Below are 22,341 nucleotides of genomic sequence, written 5' to 3' on the forward strand. Positions count from 1 at the left end.
CAGCCTGACGCAATGTGGGCTGAGCGATTTGAAGGCTGGTGAGGTTTGTCAAAAACAAGCTGAGGCAGTCCCCGAGAAGCCGGCCACAAGCCGGCTTTTTAATGCCCGTAAAACACAGTTCCAATTACCCAACAGCTGCTGGCCCCCCCCTTCAATCAATGTCATTGAGGCAGACAATTCATTCCTGTTCTGCGCAGCGACCTGAGGCCTGAAATCGAGCCTTAAGCATTGTCCACCTTAAGTTGACAGTAATACTCCTCCCACCCGATTTATCCCCCGTCACCCACCCATTAATCTGTGCCCATGTTGAACGCAACGCCCAACCAACCTAAACAAAAAAAGGATTCAACCATGAGCACTGCAACCTACAACCGCTTGAACAAAGACGACGCCATTGTTCTGCTGGTCGACCATCAGACCGGCCTGATCTCCCTGGTGCAGGACTTCTCGCCCAACGAGTTCAAGAACAACGTGCTGGCCCTGGCTGACCTGGCCAAGTTCTTCAACTTGCCGACCATCCTCACTACCAGTTTCGAGCAAGGCCCTAACGGCCCGCTGGTGCCGGAGTTGAAGGAGATGTTCCCGGACGCGCCGTATATCGCTCGCCCTGGTCAGATCAATGCCTGGGACAACGAGGATTTCGTCAAGGCGATCAAGGCCACCGGGCGTAAGCAGATCATCATTGCCGGTGTGGTGACGGATGTGTGTGTGGCGTTCCCGACGTTGTCGGCGCTGGCGGAAGGGTTTGAGGTGTTTGTGGTGACGGATGCGTCGGGCACGTTCAACACCACGGTGCAGCAGGCCGCGTGGAGCCGGATGACGCAGGCCGGTGCACAGTTGATGAACTGGTTCTCGGTGGCGTGTGAGTTGCACCGCGACTGGCGCAACGATATCGAAGGGCTGGGGAATTTGTTGTCCCAGCGGATTCCTAACTATCGCAATTTGATGAATGGGTATGCGGCGCTGACTGCCCAGCCTAAGTAAGTAACCACGCTGTATGACAAGCCTGCTTTGAGAAGCAGGCTTTTTCATTTCACGGCTTACCCGACCAGCAATTGCCCAACCACCGCCTCCAGCTTCGCCACAGCTTCTACTCGCTTCGCAGCAGATATCCGCCTGACGTTATGCAGCTTCCATTGCACAGCAGGCAACTCTTCGATCCCAGGCAAATTCAACTTCACCCAGTCAGGCTCTCCTTGTTTGAGCGAAATCAGAAAGGCGGCATCCTGCTCGCAGAATTGTTGCTGGATCGCAGTCAGCAAAGCCTCTCTGGTTACCTCTAATTCTTCAAGAGTGACCGGCGCTCGCGTCATGCCAGCAAATTCAGCCTGAAACATGTCCGCCAGTGGCCTCCACCGTGGGGCAAGCAGCTCAGCCATAGGCCGCCCATGACTGATCAAATACACCAGGAAGCCCTCAAAAATTTCGCGTGTCAGCCCTTCTTCTCGAAGCATCAACATCACGTCGAAAAGGTCCCTTGGATGCTGCCGATCCAGTGCAGCGCAGATTTTACCGCCGTAGAGGTCGGGCAAGGCCACCACCGCTATCGAGGCAAACCCAAACTCATCCTCGACCAACGGCACTACGTCACGCTCCTGCGGCTGCAGGGCAGTCCCGCGCAGCACTGGCGAAACTTCAATTTTAATCTGGGCCTGAGCGTTTCTTACGAGAATCCGAAGCTCATCGTCTCGATTTGCTTGAACGGTCGCGATGCCCGAAGGGAGGCCTCGTGCTATGGCACCGGCAATGCGCCCCAACGCCTGACGAACGTCGGCCAATGCCTGCTGGCGGGCAGTGTTGGGCAGATACGCCAGGTCTATATCTACCGACAGCCGAGGCAAGTCCCGCACAAACAGGTTAATGGCGGTCCCTCCTTTCAGTGCGAAACATCGTTCTGCCGCTACGTAAGGAATGACCTGCACCAGCAGACGAACCTGAGCGGCATAACGTGGATCAAGTGACATTGGCAAAACGCTCCGGAACGGTAATGAGGAACTCTTTATCGAGTCGACCGCCCCGGATGATTTGCCGCTTGCCCTTACCCATGTCGATGCTGGAACGATCTATTCGCCCATACCACGCATGGTTCGCGTTACGTGCCAGCAACAGGAACACGCGTTTGACGCGGATCGAGTTGCACGATTCAAGCAGTTTTTGCAGGCGTTTGGGGCTGAGTGTGGCCAGACCGCTCAATACATCGGTCACACCGCTGAACAGCATTTCATCGTCGCTTTGATGGATAAGCTCAAGCACCGCACGCTCCGGGGTGGAGATTTTTAGCGCAAATTGGCGGTACGGCACTTGGAAAACTTGTAACGCCATATCTTTCAATTCCACAAAAAGCGCGCCTCGGTAGAAACTTACCTGCCCCCCCCATTCATGCTTGCGAAACCAGCCTGGTAGAAGGGCTTCTGGTGTGGCGAATAGATCGACTATCTGCTTTCCGAAGGTCAGGTAGTGGCTGTAACCGGCCAGGCTCAACGCCGTCGCACCACCCGGCCAAATCTGCACCGTTGCGTCTTGTTGCAGTGCGAAAACACCGCCATGCCAGTCAAGATCGTCGCCGCTGCGTTTCCACGCACCATGCCCCACACGCTCTACCCAGCCCGTGTGCTGATATTTTTGAATGAGGCTCGGCCCAACGCCGTGCTCGTGCAGCCACGCTTGAGTGGCAATAGAGCCCGGTGGCCAATCAGCGAGAAGGCGGTTTATTTTCATGATAGATATCACCCTATAGGGGTATTTATATGAAAAATATTAAACCACGGAAAAGTTGAGCGTGACTATCCTTGCGAAGCTTTTGATTGCAATCGTGAATGGGTACGTTCAATACCAAGGTGCAGTGACGCGGAGCGTGGGAACGATCAACTTCCTTAATCCAGGATCAAGTGCGGCAGAAACCGGCTTGAGTCTTTGGTGATCAAGCTATTGTCCTCTCGCACACCTATGCCAGCGGCCTGGTCGCCAATTACCCAAGAGCCGATCAGCGTGTAGCTGTCACCAAATTTCGGCAGCGGTGCGAACTCCTGAAGGATGAATGGCGCATCCGTGTAGGGGCCGTCTTCTTTTACGATCAGGCCGTCGGCGGTTTGCAGTTCGATGTTGGCGCCTTCCCGGGAGAAGAACGGTTTGCGCACCCAACCTTTTGGTACGGCCTTGCCTGGGTCGGTGTCCAGGTGGGACGCGAGCAGGTTGGGGTGGCCTTGGTTGAATTCCCACAGCAGCGGCAGGATGCCTTTGTTGGAGAGGACGGATTTCCACGCGGGCTCGAAGAACTGCGTGTCGCTCTGGGCAATCGCGGCACCAAAGGGCTCGTGGAAGATGAACTCCCAGGCGTGCAGTTTGAACAGGTGGGGGATCCAGCGATCTTCAAGGTCGACGAAGCGGCCTTCGCTGGTCAGGCCGATGTCTTCGACGTCGATGTGGCGCGATTCGATGCCGACTTTTTCGGCAACCAGACGCAGGTAGTCGGTGGTGCCTTTGTCTTCGATGGAGTCTTTCATCGAGGCGAAGTAGAACGGCTGGTTGACCTGCAGTTGGGCGAAGGCCTGGTGCAGTTTGGTGTCGATGCTATTGAACTGGTCGGCGTGCTTGGGCAGCAGGCCGCGCTCGATGCATTGTTCCAGCCAGCCCCACTGAAACGCGGCTGCTTCATAAAGGCTGGTGGGGGTGTCGTAGTTGAGCTCCAGCAACTTGGCGGGCCCGCTGCCGTTGTAGGAGAAGTCCATGCGCCCGTACAGGTGCGGGTGACCTTCGAGCCATGAGGTTCGGATCATGTCGTAGAAAGGCGCGGGGATGCTCAGGCGTTCAAGCAGTTCTTCGCTGTGGACCACGCGGGCGACGAGGTCCATGCACATGTCATGGAGCTCGGTGGTCGGGTCTTCGAGGTCGCGCTCGATTTGCTTGAGCGTGAACTGGTAGTACGCGCTTTCGTCCCAGTAAGGTTCGTCGTCGATGGTATGGAACAGGAAGCCAAGACTCTCGGCTGTGTGTTTCCAGTCATGACGCTCTGCGCATTGGATCTTCTTCATGGCCGGTGTCCTTAGCTGCTCGACCCGCCGCCCCAGCCGCTGCGTGCGCTGGCTTTGCTGCCGAAGCCGCCGCGGGAGGTGGCCGATGAAACCGAGCTCGACTTAGGTGAAGAGCGCAGCGTGTTGGTGTAATTGCTGCTGCCGTACCGGGCCTGGTTGGAGCGGCCAAAGGTCGCGCCATTGGAGACGCGTTGGTTAAGCGTCGAGTTGCCATAGTTGCCACGATCATCGCGATAGCGGTACACCGGTTCCGAACGGTAGCTGTTGCGGTTGTTGCTCAGCATGTTGCCGATCAGCAAGCCGGTCAGCAGGCTGCTGGTGGAGAAGCCTGAGCCGCCGCCGCTGGCCTGAGCGTTGGCCGCTTGCGCATTGGCAGCGTCGACCTGGGATTGGGTCACCTGGCCTTCGGCGGTCAGTTCGAAACCGCCCAAGCGCGGGATGAATTTGCCGGTGGAGTCTTGCTGGCACCAATCAGCGACAAAGTCAGCGTCGCAATCGGCCTGGCTGTCATACACCGGCGCAATGCGGCGATGCTCGGCCATGGCCGTCATGTAGGCGTCCGAGCAGACGTCCACCGGAAGCTTTTCATCGGCGCATTGCTGTACCGACTGGAAGTTGTACTTCTTTTGCAGGTCGTAGGTTTTTTCCGTTGGGCCGCAGCCGGATATCGCCATGGCGACCGACGCTGCCAGCGACAGCTGGACGTACTTGCTTCGTTTCATCGGGAGCTCCGTGCGCAATCAGTTCGAGGTGGGCGTCATGCACGCGGCATTCAGCATGCCGACGCTGATGGCCACCGCGGCCACGTAGATACCGGCCGCCAGTTCGCCCTTCTTGATGCGCTCGGACGTGCCTTTGAGCACCAGGCTGGTCAGCAGGAACGCCAGCAGCTGGACGACGGCGGCGATCACGGCCCAGACGATGAAGTCGAGAACGTTGATCGAGTAGGCGATCACGTTGCTGGCCGGAATGGCGAAACCGACGATGGCACCGCCCAGGGCGACCGCTGCGGAGGTGTTGCCCGCACGGATCAGTTCGAACTCCTTGTGCGGGGTGATGCGGGTGTAGATGAACTGGAACAGCGCGAACAGTACCGCAGCCCCCAGGATGTAGAGGACAAAGCCGAGCACCGCAGCTTTGTTGAGGGAGATGGAGAGTGCTTCTAGCATGGACGGCTTCCTTTTTTAGAGCGTAGTCAGGTCGGTGGTGTACAGCGAAATGCCCAGGGATGTGCTCAGGCTGATGGTGCCTTCGGCATCTTCTTCGACGGAGAACAGCAGGAACTCTCGACGGTCGGTCAGGCCGGTGTCGCGGGCGTATAGCATCGAACGGTGCTCGACGCTGTAAGTGGCTTCTGGGCTGGTGACCTGTTCGCTCATCGCCACCAATTCGGTCTGGCCGTTCTCGCTGCCCCACTCCCGGAAGTACTCGACGCCGTCGTGGGTGTAGGTCGGCAGCCCGATCAGGCTCTGTGGGCCCGCGAGCCTGCGCAGTTCCGCTTCGCTGCTGATGGTGACGTAGCTGAGGTAGTTGAACAGAATCACTGACTCGACCTGGCCCGCTATCTGGCCGGTGGTGTGCACCTGCAACCAATAATCTTCGTCGTTCATGTAATAACGCGACAGCCAGGTGGACTGGCCAAGATCGATGGTGCCATTGCTCCAGATTTCCTGGGAGCCGGGGATCACCACGTTGGTTTTTTCATCGAGCAGCAATTTCAGGGTGGTGTCGAACATCACGCCCTTGCCCGGCGCCAGGCCCAAAGGGCCGGTAGCAGGCAGGCTTGGGCTGGCGGTTCGGCTCGAGTCGGTAGTGGTTTTTGGGGCCTCAAGCCCCATCAACTGTTTAAGCCATCCCATGGGAGATTTCCTTAAGGCGAGTGGAAGCGATGTAGAAGAGTTCGCCGCCTTTGACCTGTGTGGCACTGGGCGGATTGATCGACGGCTGCTGAACGCCTTTGGCGCGATAGCCGATGAGGGTGGCGTTGTGGCGCTCCTTCATCTGCGTGTACAGCTCGCCGAACGTTGCCTCAAAGGCATCGGGCAATTTCATCAGGTACTGGGTGGCGCCCTGCCCCACGCACAGCAACTCATTGATGACCACCGACGACCCCGGATCCTGGGAGGCGCGCACCAGCATTTCGATCGCCATGCTGGACGTGCATTCCAGGCGCGGGGCGTAGGAGCTGGCCAGTGCAGCGATTTCACTTTCGTTGAAGTGGGCGACCACATGCCCGACGGGGCTCAGTTGATTCACCGCCAGCACGGTGGCCAGCGTCAGGTCATCAGACGGGGTTCGCACCAGCACACGCTCGGCACCGGGCACACCGGCACGCAGCAACAGTGCGGTGGAAGACAGGCTTTCGCCGCGGATGAACGCTGCTTTGCCCGGCATCGGGTTTTCTTCAAGGCTGCAATCGCAGATCACGATCAGGTTGTCGTTCGAGGTTTCGTCTTGCAGCAACAACTCAATCACCCGCTCGCTGGACGCGCCCTCCCAGCCGATCAGCACGGTATGGCCGACCTTGCCGGTGAAATCACCTTTGCCCTTCATGCCTTTTCTCCATGCATCGATAACACTGCTGGTGGTTTTGCCGATGGCGGCCGTGAGCAGCGCAATGCCCCCGAGCATGACCCAGGCCGCCACGAAAATTCGTCCCGCCGAGGTCTGCGGCGCGAGGTCGCCATAGCCGACGGTGAGTGTGGTGGTGAGGTAGAAGTAGATAAACGTGGCGGGAGCAGTGAGGGGTTGTTCGCCCAGCAACACCAGGCCCAGGTAAGCCGTGCTCAGGTGGACACCCAAGGCAACGATCAGTCCTGCCCAACCGAAGCGGTGAAAGAGGGACGAGGCGTACATGCGTAACAGTAGGAAAATCGACATTTGGCCCCTGGCTCCCTGGGTACTTGAATCCTGACGACAGCATCGCCTCGGCGTCTGGATGCTCAAGTGCGTTCACCCGGCATTAAACCCGCTGCGCGGCGTGGATAGAAGTACCTTGGCTGCAATAAATCCGGCGAGCGCACCAAACAGATGCCCTTCGAAGGAAACGCCCTGCCGCGGAAGGAAGCCCAAGATCAGCCCGCCATACAGCAAAGCCACGACAGCGGCTGTTAGCAGGTTGCCCCAGCTTCTGTGGAACCAGGCGCGAGACAGCAGATAGGCCCATAGCCCGAACACCCAGCCGCTGGCGCCGACGTGTACGCCTGAAAAACCAAACAGCCAGACCAACAAGCCGCCCAGCAGAATGACGATGGCACTGACGGCGATGAACCGGTTGACCCCTTCGATGATGACCAAAGAACCCAGGATCACAAAGGCAATCAGGTTGGCGCTCAGGTGGGCGAAGGAGGCGTGCAAAAACGGTGATGTGAGGATGCCGAACAGACCCTGCATCGTTCTCGGGATTAGCCCGAATGCCATGAGGCTGTAACCGGTCGCCACATTGAGCAGTTGCAGCGCGACCATGAAGAGGGCCAGGCCTGCGATTGTCTTGAAACCCTTCAAGGCGTTCATCCTGACCTCAACATACAAAAGAAGGGCACTGCCACTGTGGCGAGGGAGCTTGCTCCCTCGCCACAGAGTTGCAGGCTTAACTGACCTGCGTTGATTACTCAGCCGACTTTTGCTTCAGACGCTCCAGAATCGCATTGGCACTGCCTTCGTTCGGCGTGATGCCGGCATCGCGCAGTTTGCGCTCCAGGTCCGTGCCCGTTGACGCATCAGCCAGCTCATCCTGGGCTTGCAGCTCAGCGGCACGTTGCTGCTGCTTGGCCTGCAAGCGATTGAGCGTACCGACGGCAGTTTCCAGCTTGCCGTTGGCACCACCGCTGGCAATGGAGGCACTGACCTGGGCCTTTTGCACGCTGTCGCGAGCCTTGGCCATGTCCACTTGCTGGCGCAGGCTTTTGATGCGGCTCTCGGCTTTGGTGATGTCTTTGCGCATGCTTTCAGCGTACCCACCGAACTCGGTGGTCTGCTTTTGCTCCACGTCCCGCTCGTTGGTCAGGGTCGAAATGGCTTCGGCCACTTCCAGGGCGAGGTCTTCACGGTTGGCCTGGATAGCGGCCATCGCCTTGGATTCCAGGTCTTTGATCTTGGCGTCGTACTCGCCAACGCGATCAGCCGCCAGTTTGTGCTTGGCCATGATGCTTACCAATTCACGCTTGGCGTTGGCCAAGGCGCTGTCGGCATCGCGAATTTCCTGGTCGAGGATGCGCAGGGCCTGTTGGTCGACGATCGATTCGCCGACTTCGCTGGCACCGCCACGTAACGCGGTGAACAATTTGCTCCAGATGGACTGAGTCATTGGATTTTCCCGAATAATTAAATGAAGAAACGTTCGAAGGCTTCGCTGGCGCGCTGCACGTTATCAACCAGGGTTTTCACCTCGGTCACGATGTTGGTCAGGCTGGAGTCGGAGCTGAGCGCACCGAACATGTTGTAAACCACCTGCCCGTTCGGCATGGACTCGATACCGATGGACGACAACGGGAACATCTCCCGGCTGCGCAGCACGGCGTCGTTGAATTTCGCGACATCGTTGATGGACTCGGCGTCGACCAGGACGGTATCCACGATGATTTGCTCGCCCACCACCGCGATGTAAATCGGCAAGCCACCAAAGTCGTTCATCTCCAGCTTGATGCTGGACTCGGAGCCTTGGACGAGAGAAAGCGTAATGTCATTGGACGTCACGTCATCCAGCGCCTGAAGAGCACTGAAGAGGCGATCGATATTCCAGTTGGTACCTGCGCTCATGAAATTCTCCGACATGAATGAGCCAGCCAGGATCGGTTGGCGTAGCTGTTTCTCCATTTGCTTGAGCAGGCTTCGATTTTCGGGAAGCACCCAAGTCTCGTGTTTCACATAACCCGCCGCCGCCAGCCCCGCACGCATCTGCTTCATGTAAAAGCTCGACGGCTTTTTTGCGGACGGCTTCAAGCGCTCTCCCTTGAGGCTTGTTGAATCGGTATCGGGCCCAGTTGATGGGCTCGATGGAGAGCTGCTGTTCATGGTACTGACCTCGCTGTGAAAAAATCACGCGTGAGAAAATCTACAGGCAATCCGCAAGGTACTCAATAGCTCACGCGTGAGATTTTTCCTTACAATTTTCAGTCATCGAGAGAGCCCGCCAACGAAGGCAAAAACTGCGCCCGACTCCAACAAGAAGTCAGTGACATGCTTGATCAAGGCGTTTTCGATTTCGCGCTCCTGCGCATTCTGACCGAGGCAGAGGAAATCAAAGCGGTACGGGTCTTTGAGGGATTCGCGCGCCAGGTCGGATTGCGCTTTGGGCAGGTGGCTTTCGAAGTTGCTGACGGCCTTGCCACTGCGTTCCAGCAGGCGGTTTTCAATGTGCATCACCAAGGTGTTGCGCGGCCAGTTATGTTTAACGGCCTGATTGATGCGCGCTGTTGCGCCTGATGGATGCGGCCCTTGAGGTCTGTCAGCCAATCGCCGTAGCCCTCAGGAGGCGCGATCAACCCGATAGAAGTTTCGCTCATGCCTTTTTTACTCTGGTGTTTTCGGCAGGCTAGCCAGCCGACAGTACCGTCACAAGCATTCGAGAACAGTTCAGGAAGGATCCCGCGTACCTCACAGAAAGGTCCTGCTGGCACTTGACTCTACCCTATACGGCACCCCCTACCCTGAATGCCCTTTTCTCAGAACTTATCACCATGAGTCAGCGCATTCTGGTCATTCTCGGCCACCCGTCCTCCGATAGCTTTTGTTCCGCCCTCGCGCGCACCTATATCCACGCTGCGAAAACGGCCGGCCACGAAGTCCGCGTCCTGCGCCTGGGTGATCTCAGGTTCGACCCCATCCTTAATCATGGCTATACCCAGGCACAGACGCTGGAGCCCGACTTGCTCAGCGCCCAGTCCGACATCCTTTGGGCCGAGCACCTGGCGTGGGTTTTCCCTGTCTGGTGGGGCGGAGTCCCGGCTCTGATGAAGGGCTTTATCGACCGCGTTTTCCTACCCGGCTTTGCCTTCAAATACCGCGCAGGCAAGGCATTCCCAGACAAGCTGTTAAAGGGCCGAACCGCGCACTTGTTAGTGACCCTCGATACGCCGCCGTGGTATTACCGCTGGGTTTATCGCATGCCGGCCATCCACCAGATGCGTCGTACCACACTGGCGCTCTGTGGCATCACGACGAGCAAGACACTGCTGTTGGGGCCGGTACTGGGCTCAACGCTGACGCAGCGGGCCAAGTGGCTGAAACAGGCCAGCGCACTATTTGAAAAAGGGAGTTTTCATGTACATCGGCAAAGCCGCGCAGTTGTCCGGCACAACCATCAAGGCGATTCGTCACTATGAGGCGATCGGGCTGATGCCCGCGCCTGCGCGTCAGGGCGGTTATCGCGTTTATACCGCGCAGAATGTCGAGCGGCTGATGTTTATAAAGTGCGCGCAACAGCTGGGGTTCAAGCTCAAGGAATTGCAGGAGATTTTGCTGGGGTACGAGGGTGATGCGCTTCCTTGGGACCGGGCTGAGCAAGCCATCGCCGACAAGAAGCGCACGCTGGCCGCGCAAATCGCCGTATTGCGACGGATGCAGGCTGGGCTGATTGCGTTCGAAACCCAACTCAAAGGCGCTCAAGGGGACTGCTCGTCAATCAGTAGCTTCGCGATTTGAAGTGGCCTTTATGTATGGGTTAACGCCGACTTTTACCCGTCCGTTGTAGCCGCAATCTGATTTTTCCAACCGTTCATCCAGCCGTTTTTTACTGCGGCAGACTCCGACGCCTTGCCTTGCGACGAGACGTCATGGATGACCCAACCTGCCCACATCAACTTTATCGAACACGAGCTAAATGGTTTCCATCAGAGCCTGGCGGAGTACCGCCAGCAGATGGGCGCCTGGTATTCGCGCGCGCTGGATACGGTCAGTCATGCAGCGGACATGCCGTCGTTGCTGGGTATGGATCGGGTGTTGCGGGCTGGGGATGCACAGCAGTCGGTGAGTCTTGGCGATACGGATTTTTCCACCGTGACCCGCTGTCCTGCGGGTGGTGTGCTGAAGATCCAGAGCAGGTTCGAGTCAGCGTACGACGTGCCGATCGGCAATATCCCGGTTGAGGTGATCGGGCTGGATGACGGCAGTTCCAGGGTCATCCTGCTCGACGAGCACGGCGAAGGTTCCCACGACTGCGCCGCTGGCGGGCGTTATCAGGTGAGGGTTCAAGGCGGTGTTTCAGCGCAGCAAGTCGACGCCTTGTTTGCTTCCTATGCGGGGCTGACAGCGGATCTGGAGCAATGGCTGCGCGAGCAGTGGCAAGGCTTCAAGCCACACTGGCAGCAATCCACCGCCAGCGCGATTGGCAACGGCGTGCTGGCCGGCAGTTGGGCAGCGATCCGTGACGCGTGGGACAGCATCAAGCAGGTGCAGGCGATTCTTGAAGACCCGCTCAAGTACGTCGAGCAACTGGGTAGCGAGGCGGCCAGGTTGGCGCAAATCGCCACTGATGCGCCCAAGGTCATGGAACAGGCGATGTTGCTGGCCAGTGATGAGGCGGCGCGGTACCTGTTACTGCGCACCGCCATGATCTGGCTGGAGGCGTTACCGCCCAGTGAAGTCGCACAAGCAGCCGCCGGTTTTATGGTGTCGCTGCTGATTGACCTGGTGATTGGCGTGGTGTTGACCATCGCGCTGCCGGCAGCGGGCGTGGCGTATTTGAGTATGCGCCTGGTCAAGTACGGTGCGTGGGTGCTTCAGTCAGCCGTGGGCTTCGTGACCGGTGTGCTGACGATCCTCACGAAGTTCATGCAGGCGGTGGACCGCTACAAAGCGGTGGCGGTTCGCGGGGTGGTGGGTAAGCTGAAGCAAGGCACGATGCAGATGCGCTGGCGGGCGCGGCAGAACGCGGTGCTGACGCAGAAAGAGCATGTGGATGATGTGCCCGCCGTGGCTTCAAATCCGAAGGGGGATGCTGCGGCGTCTGCGGATAAAACGGTCACTCACGGTTGCCCGGTGTCGATGGTCACTGGCGAGGAGTTGCTGACCCTTACCGACGGCGCGCTGGATGGGATCTTGCCGTTTGAGTGGACGCGGCTGTACCGCACCAGCGCGGTGGAGATCGATTGTGGGTTGGGGTTTGGTTGGAGCCATGCGCTGGCCCATCGGCTGGTGGTGTCGGGCGATTTGGTGGTGTGGACTGACCATGAGAACCGCCGTACTCAGTTTCCCTTGCCCACCGACTCTCGGCCCGCGATCACCAATAGCCTGGCCGAAGCGGCGATCTACTTGGGTTCGGCGCCTGACGAGTTGGTGTTGGCCCAGGCCTCGCGCCTCTATCACTTTCGCGATGGTGTGCTGACAACCATCAGCGATGCGTATGACAACCGCCTGCGTCTTTTCCGTGATCGTTCAGGGCGGATTGAGCGGCTGGATAACGGTGCTGGCCGTTCGCTGCTTTTGCGTTATGAGCTGGATCGCATCGTCGCGGTGGACTACCAGATGCATCGCGCCAAAGGGCGAGAGCCCTACGTGTGGGAGACCGAGCAGAACGTTGTTTCCTACGCCTATGACGAACACGGACGACTGGTCTGCGCGACCAATGCTGTCGGGGAAAGCGAGCGTTATCGGTATGACGATCAGCACGTCATTCTTGAACGCCAACTGGCCGGTGGCGCGAGTTTCTTCTGGGAATGGGAACGCGCAGGCAAGGCGGCGCGATGTGTGCGGCATTGGGCGAGCTTTTCGCAGATGGACACGCGTTATGCCTGGGGCGATGACGGGCGCGTCACCGTGCATAACGCCGACGGTAGCCAGGAGGTGTATGTCCATGACCAGCGGGCGCGGTTGGTGCAGCGCATCGATCCGGACGGCGCTCAGCATTACAAATCCTACGATGACCAAGGCCGGCTGACCGTCGAGCAAGACCCGATGGGCGCGGTGACAGCCTATCAGTATGACGATGCCGGACGCTTGGTGGCGCTGTTTCCGGGGGATGATGAGCCGACTGCCTACGAGCATGACAATGGGTTCGTACGGGTTATACGGCGTGGTGAGGCGGTCTGGAAATATGAGCGTAATGGCCAAGGCGACATTACGCGCAGGACCGATCCCGATGGCAACTCGACTGACTACAGCTACAACAAACATGGGCAACTGACGGGGATTTGGTACCCGGACAGCAGTTGTCATCGGCTGGTGTGGAACGAGCGTGGGCAGTTGCTGGAGGAGCAATTGCCCAATGGTGGGATCAAGCGTTATCGCTATGACGACTTGGGGCGACAGGTTGCCCGTGAGGATGAGCATGGCGCACTAATCCAGTATCAGTGGGACGCCGCAGGACGCTTGCTGAAACTGATCCAGCCCAGTGGTGCTTGCAGGGAATTCAGCTACAACCCCTACGGCAAAATCATCGCCGAACGCGACGAACTCGGCCACGTCACCCGCTACGAATACGCAGACGGCCTGCACCTGATCAGCCGCCGCCTTAACGCCGATGGCACCCAGGTCAAGTACCGCTACGACAGCGCCCGGCTGCTCCTCACCGAGATCGAAAACGAAGCCGGCGAAACCTACCAACTCGACTACCACCCCAACGGCCTGATCCGCAAGGAAACCGGCTTCGACGGCCAACGCACCGCGTATGCCTACGACCTCAACGGCAACCTGCTGGAAAAAACCGAGTACGGCGACGATGACAGTCAGCTCATCACCCGCTACCAGCGCGATTACGCCGGGCGCCTCGTAAGAAAAACCCTGCCCGATGACAGCGTTGTCGACTATGCCTATGACCGCCAAGGCAACCTCCTCAGCGTCGAAGACGGCCACTGGGCGTTGGCCTACGAATACGACCGCCAAAACCGCCTCACCGCCGAACACCAAGGCTGGGGCACCCTGCGCTACGGCTACGACGCCTGCGGGCAACTGAAAAACCTGTGCCTGCCAGACAACAATCGCATCACCTTCAACCACGACAAAGGCGGCCACCTCGCCACGGTCGAACTCAACGGTGAAGTACTCACCTCACATCTATTCAACAGCGGCCGCGAACACCAGCGCCAGCAAGGCCAACTGCTCAGCCACTACCACTACGACGATCAACACCGCCTGCACGCCCACGCGGTCACCCAGCAACAGAAGCACCTCTACCAACGCCAATACGACTACGACAAAGCCGGCAACCTCACCCGCCTGCTCGACACCCGCAAAGGCGAACACCGCTACCACTACGCCCCCCTCGCCCGCCTGACCCGCGCCGACCACTCCCAAGACGTGCAGGAACGCTTCGGCCACAACCCGGCCGGCAACCTGCTGATGCAAGACCGCCCCGGCCCGGACATTGTCGCGGCCAACCGCCTGATGATCCAGGGCGACCGCCATTACGACTACGACGCCTTCGGCAACTTGATTCGTGAGCGGCGCGGCAAAGGCCAGCAACTCATCACCGAATACCACTACGACTGCCAGCATCGGCTGATCGGCATCACCCAACCAAACGGCCAGCCAGCTATCGCTACGACCCATTTGGGCGACGCATCAGCAAAACCGTCGACGGCAAGACCACCGAGTTTTTCTGGCAAGGCGACAAGCTGATTGCCGAACACCACGCAGAACGCCATCGAAGCTACCTCTACGAACCAGACAGCTTCCGCCCACTGGCGCTACTGGAAGGCTTCGGCCCCCAAGCCACAACGCCCTACCACTACCAACTCGACCACCTCGGCACCCCGCAGGAACTCACCAGCCCCGAGGGCGAAATCGTCTGGTCCGCCCACTACCGCGCCTACGGCCAGATCGCCCGGCTCGACGCGGGCAAAATCGACAACCCGCTGCGCTTTCAAGGTCAGTATTTCGATGCGGAAAGCGGGCTGCATTACAACCGCCATCGATACTACAATCCGGATATTGGTCGTTACCTGACACCGGACCCGGTGAAGTTGGCGGGGGGGATCAATGGGTACCAGTACGTACTCAATCCAACGGGATGGACAGACCCGTTAGGCTTGAATAATTGCCCGGGGCAAAACGGATGCAATGCTAGAACAGAGCCTCAGGATCCCGCGATTGATGCCAAAGTCAATGCAGGCGAACCAAATAGGCCCTCTGCAACACAACATCCGACAGCATTTGCCAGCGAGTCAAAACTAAATGAGCATTACGAGAAGCATGGACCTGAATTCGGCGCTGGCTCTAGTCACGAATACTTACTCACCGCACAACATGTAATAAATGAAGGCACGCCGGTTCATTATTCGTATAGAAATACCCCAACAACCGGATACGTTTTACTAATGGGAACAAATAGAACAGGGCAAGCGAAATTTGCGTTTGCGGGAACGAATACAAGCGGTCATATTACGACGTTGCATGCAAAAAGCGGAAAAGACTTCTGGAGGATGATAAATGGCGACCCCTCTGACAAAACCATTAGACCATACAGAAAATAGCTATATAAAAGCACAGGTGTTAGCACTCAATGAGCATATAGAGGAAGACATAACTCTGCTCATTGAAGGAACCATCATAAATTGCTTCGTCAGCTACTGCCCATATGACATAGAGATCGGGAAGACCTACAACGTCGAGCTGACAATGAATCTATCTGACGATTATGAGATCGAGAAGGTCGAACCGAGAGCACCATTGATTGAAAAGATAAGCCCCGGCTACGCCTACCTGCTTTATGGAAACCTATGCGACACACAGTTTTACAGCTTCGCCTCATTAAACGATGAGGATATACACTATGACCACCCTGAATATAACGAGCATTTCATAAAACTAAAAGTCGACAGAATCGACGTCAGCTTTCGTTGATCATCAAGCGAGCCCGCATGAAAACGAATTCTTTGGCTCGGTGCCTCCTAGACGATGAGCCGAATACCCAGCACAATCGGCTCACAAAATGAGCCGAATAGACCCTCTATTCGGCTCACGCACCCAGGCACTCATCCATGGATCATCCGAACTGGATCTGGCAACACACCGACTGGCCTCACTTTCACTGGCAGCCTGGGCGGCTGGCGGCCTTGCTGCGCGAGTGTGGGCAGGCCCAAGGCAAGCTACTGGGCATGCTGGGTTCTGTCACCCAGGCAGTCAGCGCGCAGAATGAATTGGATGCCCTGCTGCAAAATATCCTGACCTCTTCGGCCATCGAGGGTGAGCAGTTGAACGTTGGTTCGGTGCGCTCCTCCCTGGCACGACGAATGGGTTTGGAAGTCACGAAGGACGGCCAGGTCAGCCGCCGCAGTGAAGGGCTGGCCGATCTGATGATGGATGCCACCGAGCAATTTGCGCAGCCGTTCACCCTCGCGCGCCTGATGAATTGGCACCATTTGTTGTTCCCAGAGCCTGAGGCAGGCTTTGCCACACGCGAGCTCAGCGTCGGCGCGTTGAGGGGCAATGAGCCGATGCAGGTGGTGTCGGGCAGGCTTGATCGGCCAACCGTGCATTTTGAGGCGCCGCCACGTCACGGCCTGGAGCACGCTGTGGAGGATTTCCTGGAGTGGTTCGAAACCAGTCGCAATCAACCTGAACTGGATCCATTGGTTCGTGCAGGTGTTGCGCACTTCTGGTTCATCACCTTGCATCCTTTCGATGACGGCAATGGTCGCCTGACGCGCGCCATCACTGACTTGGCCTTGGCCCAAGGCGAACACCACGCCATTCGCTTTTACGCCATGTCGGCCAGCATCCTGGAGGACCGGGCCGGTTACTACACCGCCTTGGAGTCCAGTCAAAAGGCCACGCTGGATATCACCGACTGGCTGGAATGGTTTCTTAAAACCCTGTTGCGCAGCCTGCAACAGGCGATGACACGGATAGACCGGGTGTTGGCCAAAAGCCGGTTCTGGCAGCAGCACCGTGGCGTCTCGCTCTGCGTCGAGCAAGTCAAGGTACTCAATCGCCTGCTCGAGGGTGGTGAGCGGGGCTTCGAACAGGGCATCAGCGCCGCGCAATACCAAGCGGTGGCCAAAGTGTCCAAGGCCACTGCGACGCGGCACCTGGCAGACCTGCTGGAGAAAAACTGCCTGGTGCGCCTCCCCGGGGGTGGCCGCAGTACGCGTTATCACGTCAATCCCCCTTACGAGTAACCCCCACTCATTTGCCCCAATCCCCCATGTCTGCTAGTGTCGCGCCGGTTTACCGTCTACCGGAATTGCCGCCATGGCCCGCAAAAAAGTTGCACTCGATTTCGAACAATCCCTCGCCGACCTGCAAGCCCTGGTCGAGCGTCTGGAGAACGGCGAGTTGTCGCTGGAAGACTCGTTGACAGCGTTTGAGCAAGGCATCGGCCTGACCCGCGACTGTCAGAGCGCGTTGGCGCAGGCGGAGCAGAAGGTCCAGGTGTTGCTGGAGCGTGACGGGGAGTTGGCCGAAGAACCTTTCGATGCGGAACAGCCGGAATGATCAGCGCATATCAGGCCAGTAGCCAAGCCCGGGTGAATGCCGCGCTGGAGCCCCTGTTTGTTGCGCCAAGCCCGGAAATGACGCGCCTGTATGAAGCCATGCGCTACAGCGTGATGAATGGCGGCAAGCGTGTGCGCCCGTTGCTGGCCTATGCCGCCTGCGAAGCTCTCGGGGCGCCGGCAGCCGAGGCGAATGGTGCGGCCTGTGCGGTCGAGTTGATCCACGCCTATTCCCTGGTGCATGACGATTTGCCAGCAATGGACGATGACGATTTGCGTCGCGGCCAGCCCACCACCCATAAAGCCTTTGATGAAGCCTATGCGATCCTGGCCGGTGACGGCTTGCAGAGCCTGGCGTTCAGCGCATTGCTGGACCCGCGCTTGAGCAGCGTCAACGCCGAGATCCGCCTGCGCATGGTCACCGCCCTGGCCCACGCCGCAGGCCCGGCTGGCATGGTCGGCGGGCAAGCCATCGACATGGGATCGGTCAGCCTCAAGCTGGATCAAAAAGCCCTGGAACATATGCATCGCCACAAGACCGGCGCGCTGATTGAGGCGGCCGTGCAGTTGGGCGCACTGGCCAGTGGCCGCGCCGGCGCCGAGCAATTGGCGGCCCTGCAGACCTACTCACGCGCTATCGGCCTGGCCTTCCAGGTGCAGGACGATATTCTCGACGTGGAAAGTGATACCGCCACCCTCGGCAAACGCCAAGGCGCCGATATCGCACGGGACAAGCCGACTTATCCTGCCTTGCTGGGGCTGCAAGCCGCCAAGGCGTATGCCGTCGAGCTGCGCGACCAGGCCCTGGATGCCCTGCGACCTTTCGACGCGGCGGCCGAGCCACTGCGTGACCTGGCGCGGTATATCGTCGAACGTCGCCACTGACAGCCGCGGCCATTTGCGCCGCATATCGGCCAAGTTAGGCCCTCTGCGTGGGCAGTTTGCACGGCTTGAGGTAAACTGCCGCCTCTTCTATACCTATAACGATTCGCCTGATGCCCACGACGTTTCAAGAGATTCCCCGCAAACGCCCGTCTACGCCCCTGCTCGACCGTGCTGCCACGCCGGACGGCCTGCGTCGACTGGGTGAAGCCGAGCTGGAAACCCTGGCCGATGAGCTGCGCCTGGAATTGCTCTACACGGTCGGACAGACCGGTGGGCATTTTGGCGCCGGGCTGGGCGTGATCGAGCTGACCATCGCCTTGCATTACGTGTTCGACACCCCGGACGACCGGCTGGTGTGGGACGTGGGCCACCAGGCGTATCCGCATAAAATCCTCACCGGCCGTCGCGAGCGCATGGCCAGCCTGCGTCAGAAGGACGGCCTGGCCGCCTTCCCGCGCCGTGCCGAGAGCGAGTACGACACTTTTGGCGTCGGCCACTCCAGCACGTCCATCAGTGCAGCGCTGGGCATGGCGATTGCCGCCCGCCTGCAAGGCAGTGAGCGCAAGGCGATTGCGGTGATTGGTGATGGCGCGCTGACCGCCGGCATGGCCTTCGAAGCGCTGAACCATGCGCCGGAAGTGGACGCCAACATGTTGGTGATCCTCAACGACAACGACATGTCGATTTCGCGCAACGTGGGTGGCCTGTCCAATTACCTGGCGAAGATCCTCTCCAGCCGTACCTACGCCAGCATGCGCGAAGGCAGCAAGAAAGTGCTGTCGCGCCTGCCTGGCGCGTGGGAAATCGCGCGTCGCACCGAAGAATACGCCAAGGGCATGCTGGTACCCGGCACCCTGTTCGAAGAGCTGGGCTGGAACTATATCGGCCCTATCGACGGCCACGACCTGCCCACCCTGATCGCCACGTTGCGCAACATGCGCGACCTCAAGGGCCCGCAGTTCCTGCATATCGTCACCAAAAAAGGCAAAGGTTTCGCTCCGGCGGAAGTCGATCCGATTGGTTACCACGCGATCACCAAGCTCGAACCCCTCGATGCCCCCGCCGCCGCGCCGAAAAAAGCCAGCGGGCCGAAGTATTCCGGGGTGTTTGGCGAATGGCTGTGCGACATGGCCGCCGCCGACCCGCGCCTGGTGGGTGTTACCCCGGCGATGAAGGAAGGCTCCGATCTGGTGGCGTTCAGCGAGCGTTTCCCGCTGCGTTACTTCGACGTGGCGATTGCCGAACAACACGCCGTGACCTTCGCGGCCGGCATGGCCTGCGAAGGCGCCAAGCCAGTGGTGGCGATCTACTCCACCTTCCTGCAACGCGGTTATGACCAACTGGTTCACGATGTGGCGGTGCAGAACCTCGATGTGCTGTTCGCCATCGATCGCGCCGGCCTGGTAGGCGAAGACGGTCCGACCCATGCCGGCAGTTTCGATCTCTCGTACCTGCGCTGCATTCCCGGCATGCTGGTGATGACTCCGAGCGACGAGAACGAACTGCGCAAGATGCTCAGCACCGGCCACCTGTACAACGGCCCGGCCGCCGTGCGCTACCCGCGCGGCACAGGCCCGAATGCCGTGATCGAGAAAGACCTGGAGCCGATTGAAATCGGTAAAGGCATCGTGCGTCGCCAAGGCAGCAAGACTGCATTCCTGGTGTTTGGCGTACAACTGGCCGAAGCCTTGAGAGTCGCTGAGAAGATCGACGCCACCGTGGTCGACATGCGGTTCGTCAAGCCACTGGATGACGCGTTGGTGCGCGAGATCGCCGCTGGCCATGAGCTGCTGGTGACCGTCGAAGAGAACGCCATCATGGGCGGCGCCGGTGCGGCGGTCAGCGAGTTCCTGGCGCGGGAGAATATCCTCAAGTCGGTGCTGCACCTGGGCTTGCCGGATGTATACGTCGAGCACGCCAAGCCGGCGCAGATGCTGGCTGAATGCGGGTTGGATGAGGCGGGTATCGAGGCGTCCGTTCGCGAGCGCCTGGCGCTACTGAATCTGTAATCTGCCCCAAATGTGGGAGCTGGCTTGCCTGCGATGACGGCGGCACATTCGCTAACAATGTGTCAGATACACCGCTATCGCAGGCAAGCCAGCTCCCACAGTGGTTTTGCATGACCTTCGAATGCGATGGACAGCCCATGAAACGCCTGTGCCTTGCCCTGCTGCTGCTACCCTGCGCTGACCTGCTCGCCGACACCCGCGACCAGGCCCTGAAGCTCTCCGACGTGGTCATCAGCGCCAACCGCCAAGTCCAGGCGCGTAATGACAGCAGCGCCGCCAACACCGTATTCACCCGCGCCGACATCGACCGCCTTCAGCCCACCAGCGTCACCGACCTGCTCAACCGCGTGCCGGGCGTGCAAGTTGCGCCAACCGGTGGGCGTGGCAGTTTGCCGGGGGTTTTCATTCGCGGCACCAAGTCGGCGCAGAGCCTGGTGCTGGTGGACGGCCAACGCATCGCCAACACCACCTCCGGCGACAGCGGCTTGCAATACCTCAACGTCGATCAGATTGAACGGGTGGAAGTGCTGCGCGGTTCACGTTCGGTGATTTACGGCAGCGATGCGATTGGCGGGGTGATTCAGGTGTTTACCCGGCGCAATGCCGAGCAAGGCTTGCAGCCGCGCTTGAAACTGGGCTTTGGCAGCAACCAGACCTGGGAGCGCAGCCTGGGCCTGTCGGGCGGCGATGAACACACGCGCTTCAACCTGGGAGCGAGCCTGGATGAAACCGCCGGTATCAACGCGAGCCACACGTCGTTTCCCAGTGACGGCGACCATGATGCCTACCGCAACCAGTCCATCAGCCTGAACCTCAGCCATTCGTTCAGCGATGAGCTGGAGGCGGGCTTCAACCTGTTGGATAACCGTGGCAAGTCGGAGTACGACAACAGTTATGGCCGCTACGACGGCGCCACCGGGCAGAGCCTGGGCCAGAAACCCTACACCGACTACACCGTGAGCAGCGCCAGCGGCTATCTCGATGCCAAGCTCAATGACAGCTGGCGGTCGCGCCTGGAGCTGGGCCACAGTGAAAACCGCGACACCAAGCGCGATACCCTCAGCGATGATTACAGCGCATTCAACACCTACCGCGACTCGGTCAATTGGCAGAACGACCTGACCCTGGACGAGCAAAACAGCCTGATCGTGGGTGGCGACTGGTATGAAGACCGTTTCCACGGTTCCACCACCTTTACCGAGAACAGCCGCTGGAACCGGGCGGCCTTCGTGCAGCACCGCTTCCAAAGCCAATGGTTTTCCACCGAGCTGGGCCTGCGCCGTGACCAGAACCAGCAGTTCGGCGGCCAGAACAGTTGGAGCGGCACCCTGACCTTGCCGGTCAACCCCGACAATGACCTGCTCTTGAGCTACAGCGAAGGCTTTCGCGCGCCGAACTTCAACGACCTCTATTACCCCGACACCCAGTACAGCAACCCCAACCTGCAGCCCGAGACATCAAAGAGCTACGAGCTGCAATGGCGCAGCCAACTGAGCGACAGCACGCGCCTGGAAGCCTCGCTGTATCGCACCGACCTGAGCGACGCGATTATCCTTGACGCTGGCAAGCCGCAAAACGTGGCGTCGGCGCGGATCAACGGCTTTGAAGCGGCGCTCAAGCAGGAACTGTTTGGCTGGCAGGGCAACCTGGGCCTTTCGCTTATCGACCCGCGTGACCGTGACAGCGGCCACACCCTGGCACGTCGCGCACGGCGAACGGTGAACCTGGATCTGGACCGGCAATTTGATCAACTCGGTCTCGGCGCCAGCTGGCAAGCGATCAGCAGCAGCTACGACGATGAAGCCAACCGCAACCGTCTGGGCGGTTATGCCTTGTTGGGGCTGCGCAGTAGTTGGGCGTTGAACCGGGAGGTGTCGTTGTCGTTGAAGGTGGATAACGTGCTGGACAAGTCTTACGCACGGGCGAAGTACAGCTACCTCGGGGAAAGCCAGAATTATCGTGAAGAAGGTCGGGTGTGGGTGGTTGGGGTGACATGGACACCTGAGTTCTGAGGGGCCTGCACCGATGTCATCGCAGGCAAGCCAG

The 22,341-nt window shown here is 59.1% G+C and carries 19 protein-coding genes and 2 pseudogenes; 10 read left to right on the forward strand and 11 right to left on the reverse strand.

All coding sequences use genetic code 11. The features are described 5' to 3' along the window. Positions 1-351 precede the first annotated feature (351 nt). On the forward strand, positions 352-984 hold the full coding sequence (ycaC, locus tag JJD66_RS02895) for an isochorismate family cysteine hydrolase YcaC (protein ID WP_198714466.1): 633 nt from the start codon (positions 352-354) through the stop codon (positions 982-984). Positions 985-1,040: 56 nt separating this feature from the next. Here the strand turns inward: ycaC and JJD66_RS02900 are convergent, their stop codons facing one another. The 11 genes and pseudogenes from JJD66_RS02900 to JJD66_RS02950 all read right to left on the reverse strand — a co-directional run. Continuing rightward, a complete protein-coding gene (locus tag JJD66_RS02900; protein ID WP_198714467.1) occupies positions 1,041-1,964 on the reverse strand; it encodes a nucleotidyl transferase AbiEii/AbiGii toxin family protein in 924 nt (307 codons plus the stop codon). Further along, positions 1,954-2,718 (reverse strand): type IV toxin-antitoxin system AbiEi family antitoxin, encoded by a 765-nt coding sequence (locus JJD66_RS02905; protein ID WP_198714468.1) that lies wholly within the window; start codon positions 2,716-2,718, stop codon positions 1,954-1,956. The genes JJD66_RS02900 and JJD66_RS02905 overlap by 11 nt, the downstream gene beginning before the upstream one ends. A 155-nt stretch (positions 2,719-2,873) precedes the next feature. After that, on the reverse strand, positions 2,874-4,031 hold the full coding sequence (locus tag JJD66_RS02910) for a glutathionylspermidine synthase family protein (protein WP_034126870.1): 1,158 nt from the start codon (positions 4,029-4,031) through the stop codon (positions 2,874-2,876). Positions 4,032-4,042: 11 nt separating this feature from the next. Beyond that, positions 4,043-4,753: a DUF1190 domain-containing protein gene (locus tag JJD66_RS02915; RefSeq protein ID WP_034126869.1), complete on the reverse strand. Its 711-nt coding sequence runs from the start codon at positions 4,751-4,753 to the stop codon at positions 4,043-4,045. A gap of 18 nt (positions 4,754-4,771) precedes the next feature. Beyond that, on the reverse strand, positions 4,772-5,200 hold the full coding sequence (locus JJD66_RS02920) for a DUF350 domain-containing protein (protein WP_003194539.1): 429 nt from the start codon (positions 5,198-5,200) through the stop codon (positions 4,772-4,774). Positions 5,201-5,215: 15 nt separating this feature from the next. Further along, positions 5,216-5,890, reverse strand: coding sequence for a DUF2491 family protein (locus JJD66_RS02925; RefSeq protein WP_200647562.1), 675 nt, complete (start codon positions 5,888-5,890; stop codon positions 5,216-5,218). After that, positions 5,877-6,911 (reverse strand): ion channel, encoded by a 1,035-nt coding sequence (locus JJD66_RS02930; RefSeq protein ID WP_200647563.1) that lies wholly within the window; start codon positions 6,909-6,911, stop codon positions 5,877-5,879. The genes JJD66_RS02925 and JJD66_RS02930 overlap by 14 nt, the downstream gene beginning before the upstream one ends. A 72-nt stretch (positions 6,912-6,983) precedes the next feature. Next, the gene (locus JJD66_RS02935; RefSeq protein ID WP_200647564.1) at positions 6,984-7,544 is read right to left on the reverse strand and encodes a rhomboid family intramembrane serine protease; all 561 of its coding nucleotides are present in this window, start codon (positions 7,542-7,544) and stop codon (positions 6,984-6,986) included. A 94-nt stretch (positions 7,545-7,638) separates the two neighbouring features. Then, positions 7,639-8,337 carry a PspA/IM30 family protein gene (locus JJD66_RS02940; protein ID WP_057975573.1) on the reverse strand — a complete coding sequence of 233 codons (699 nt, stop codon included), beginning with the start codon at positions 8,335-8,337 and terminating at the stop codon, positions 7,639-7,641. A 17-nt stretch (positions 8,338-8,354) separates the two neighbouring features. Beyond that, a complete protein-coding gene (locus JJD66_RS02945) occupies positions 8,355-8,936 on the reverse strand; it encodes a YjfI family protein (protein WP_034126864.1) in 582 nt (193 codons plus the stop codon). 225 nt (positions 8,937-9,161) lie between these two features. Beyond that, positions 9,162-9,437 (reverse strand): annotated as a pseudogene (locus JJD66_RS02950) (PDDEXK nuclease domain-containing protein); the annotation flags it as partial. A gap of 272 nt (positions 9,438-9,709) precedes the next feature. On the opposite strand from JJD66_RS02950, the gene JJD66_RS02955 reads away from it, so the two are divergent. From JJD66_RS02955 to JJD66_RS02995, 9 genes and pseudogenes are all read left to right on the forward strand, one after another. After that, entirely contained in the window at positions 9,710-10,354 is a 645-nt protein-coding gene (locus JJD66_RS02955) for an NAD(P)H-dependent oxidoreductase (protein WP_200647565.1), read from the forward strand. Then, positions 10,293-10,673: a MerR family transcriptional regulator gene (locus tag JJD66_RS02960; protein ID WP_200647566.1), complete on the forward strand. Its 381-nt coding sequence runs from the start codon at positions 10,293-10,295 to the stop codon at positions 10,671-10,673. The genes JJD66_RS02955 and JJD66_RS02960 overlap by 62 nt, the downstream gene beginning before the upstream one ends. Before the next feature lie 135 nt (positions 10,674-10,808). After that, positions 10,809-15,439: pseudogene (locus tag JJD66_RS02965) on the forward strand (RHS repeat-associated core domain-containing protein). After that, the gene (locus tag JJD66_RS02970; protein ID WP_200647567.1) at positions 15,396-15,809 is read left to right on the forward strand and encodes a hypothetical protein; all 414 of its coding nucleotides are present in this window, start codon (positions 15,396-15,398) and stop codon (positions 15,807-15,809) included. Before JJD66_RS02965 ends, JJD66_RS02970 begins: the two are co-directional and overlap by 44 nt. A 137-nt stretch (positions 15,810-15,946) precedes the next feature. Beyond that, on the forward strand, positions 15,947-17,086 hold the full coding sequence (locus JJD66_RS02975; RefSeq protein WP_200647568.1) for a Fic family protein: 1,140 nt from the start codon (positions 15,947-15,949) through the stop codon (positions 17,084-17,086). Positions 17,087-17,159: 73 nt separating this feature from the next. Further along, on the forward strand, positions 17,160-17,402 hold the full coding sequence (locus JJD66_RS02980; protein ID WP_003194556.1) for an exodeoxyribonuclease VII small subunit: 243 nt from the start codon (positions 17,160-17,162) through the stop codon (positions 17,400-17,402). Continuing rightward, positions 17,399-18,286, forward strand: coding sequence for a (2E,6E)-farnesyl diphosphate synthase (gene ispA / locus JJD66_RS02985; RefSeq protein WP_034126861.1), 888 nt, complete (start codon positions 17,399-17,401; stop codon positions 18,284-18,286). Before JJD66_RS02980 ends, ispA begins: the two co-directional genes overlap by 4 nt. 110 nt (positions 18,287-18,396) lie before the next feature. Beyond that, a complete protein-coding gene (gene dxs, locus JJD66_RS02990; protein WP_200647569.1) occupies positions 18,397-20,295 on the forward strand; it encodes a 1-deoxy-D-xylulose-5-phosphate synthase in 1,899 nt (632 codons plus the stop codon). 137 nt (positions 20,296-20,432) lie between these two features. Further along, positions 20,433-22,307 (forward strand): TonB-dependent receptor domain-containing protein, encoded by a 1,875-nt coding sequence (locus JJD66_RS02995; RefSeq protein ID WP_200647570.1) that lies wholly within the window; start codon positions 20,433-20,435, stop codon positions 22,305-22,307. The last annotated feature ends 34 nt before the right edge of the window (positions 22,308-22,341 follow it).

The sequence above is a fragment of the Pseudomonas sp. MF6751 genome (genome assembly GCF_016613265.1).
Lineage (GTDB): Bacteria > Pseudomonadota > Gammaproteobacteria > Pseudomonadales > Pseudomonadaceae > Aquipseudomonas > Aquipseudomonas fluorescens_BV.

Excerpts from the sequence above, each read along its gene's own strand:
- ycaC (WP_198714466.1), top strand. The coding sequence starts at position 352 with ATGAGCACTGCAACCTACAACCGCTTGAACAAAGACGACGCCATTGTT.
- JJD66_RS02900 (WP_198714467.1), bottom strand. The coding sequence starts at position 1,964 with ATGTCACTTGATCCACGTTATGCCGCTCAGGTTCGTCTGCTGGTGCAG.
- JJD66_RS02905 (WP_198714468.1), bottom strand. The coding sequence starts at position 2,718 with ATGAAAATAAACCGCCTTCTCGCTGATTGGCCACCGGGCTCTATTGCC.
- JJD66_RS02910 (WP_034126870.1), bottom strand. The coding sequence starts at position 4,031 with ATGAAGAAGATCCAATGCGCAGAGCGTCATGACTGGAAACACACAGCC.
- JJD66_RS02915 (WP_034126869.1), bottom strand. The coding sequence starts at position 4,753 with ATGAAACGAAGCAAGTACGTCCAGCTGTCGCTGGCAGCGTCGGTCGCC.
- JJD66_RS02920 (WP_003194539.1), bottom strand. The coding sequence starts at position 5,200 with ATGCTAGAAGCACTCTCCATCTCCCTCAACAAAGCTGCGGTGCTCGGC.
- JJD66_RS02925 (WP_200647562.1), bottom strand. The coding sequence starts at position 5,890 with ATGGGATGGCTTAAACAGTTGATGGGGCTTGAGGCCCCAAAAACCACT.
- JJD66_RS02930 (WP_200647563.1), bottom strand. The coding sequence starts at position 6,911 with ATGTCGATTTTCCTACTGTTACGCATGTACGCCTCGTCCCTCTTTCAC.
- JJD66_RS02935 (WP_200647564.1), bottom strand. The coding sequence starts at position 7,544 with ATGAACGCCTTGAAGGGTTTCAAGACAATCGCAGGCCTGGCCCTCTTC.
- JJD66_RS02940 (WP_057975573.1), bottom strand. The coding sequence starts at position 8,337 with ATGACTCAGTCCATCTGGAGCAAATTGTTCACCGCGTTACGTGGCGGT.
- JJD66_RS02945 (WP_034126864.1), bottom strand. The coding sequence starts at position 8,936 with ATGAAGCAGATGCGTGCGGGGCTGGCGGCGGCGGGTTATGTGAAACAC.
- JJD66_RS02955 (WP_200647565.1), top strand. The coding sequence starts at position 9,710 with ATGAGTCAGCGCATTCTGGTCATTCTCGGCCACCCGTCCTCCGATAGC.
- JJD66_RS02960 (WP_200647566.1), top strand. The coding sequence starts at position 10,293 with ATGTACATCGGCAAAGCCGCGCAGTTGTCCGGCACAACCATCAAGGCG.
- JJD66_RS02970 (WP_200647567.1), top strand. The coding sequence starts at position 15,396 with ATGGCGACCCCTCTGACAAAACCATTAGACCATACAGAAAATAGCTAT.
- JJD66_RS02975 (WP_200647568.1), top strand. The coding sequence starts at position 15,947 with ATGGATCATCCGAACTGGATCTGGCAACACACCGACTGGCCTCACTTT.
- JJD66_RS02980 (WP_003194556.1), top strand. The coding sequence starts at position 17,160 with ATGGCCCGCAAAAAAGTTGCACTCGATTTCGAACAATCCCTCGCCGAC.
- ispA (WP_034126861.1), top strand. The coding sequence starts at position 17,399 with ATGATCAGCGCATATCAGGCCAGTAGCCAAGCCCGGGTGAATGCCGCG.
- dxs (WP_200647569.1), top strand. The coding sequence starts at position 18,397 with ATGCCCACGACGTTTCAAGAGATTCCCCGCAAACGCCCGTCTACGCCC.
- JJD66_RS02995 (WP_200647570.1), top strand. The coding sequence starts at position 20,433 with ATGAAACGCCTGTGCCTTGCCCTGCTGCTGCTACCCTGCGCTGACCTG.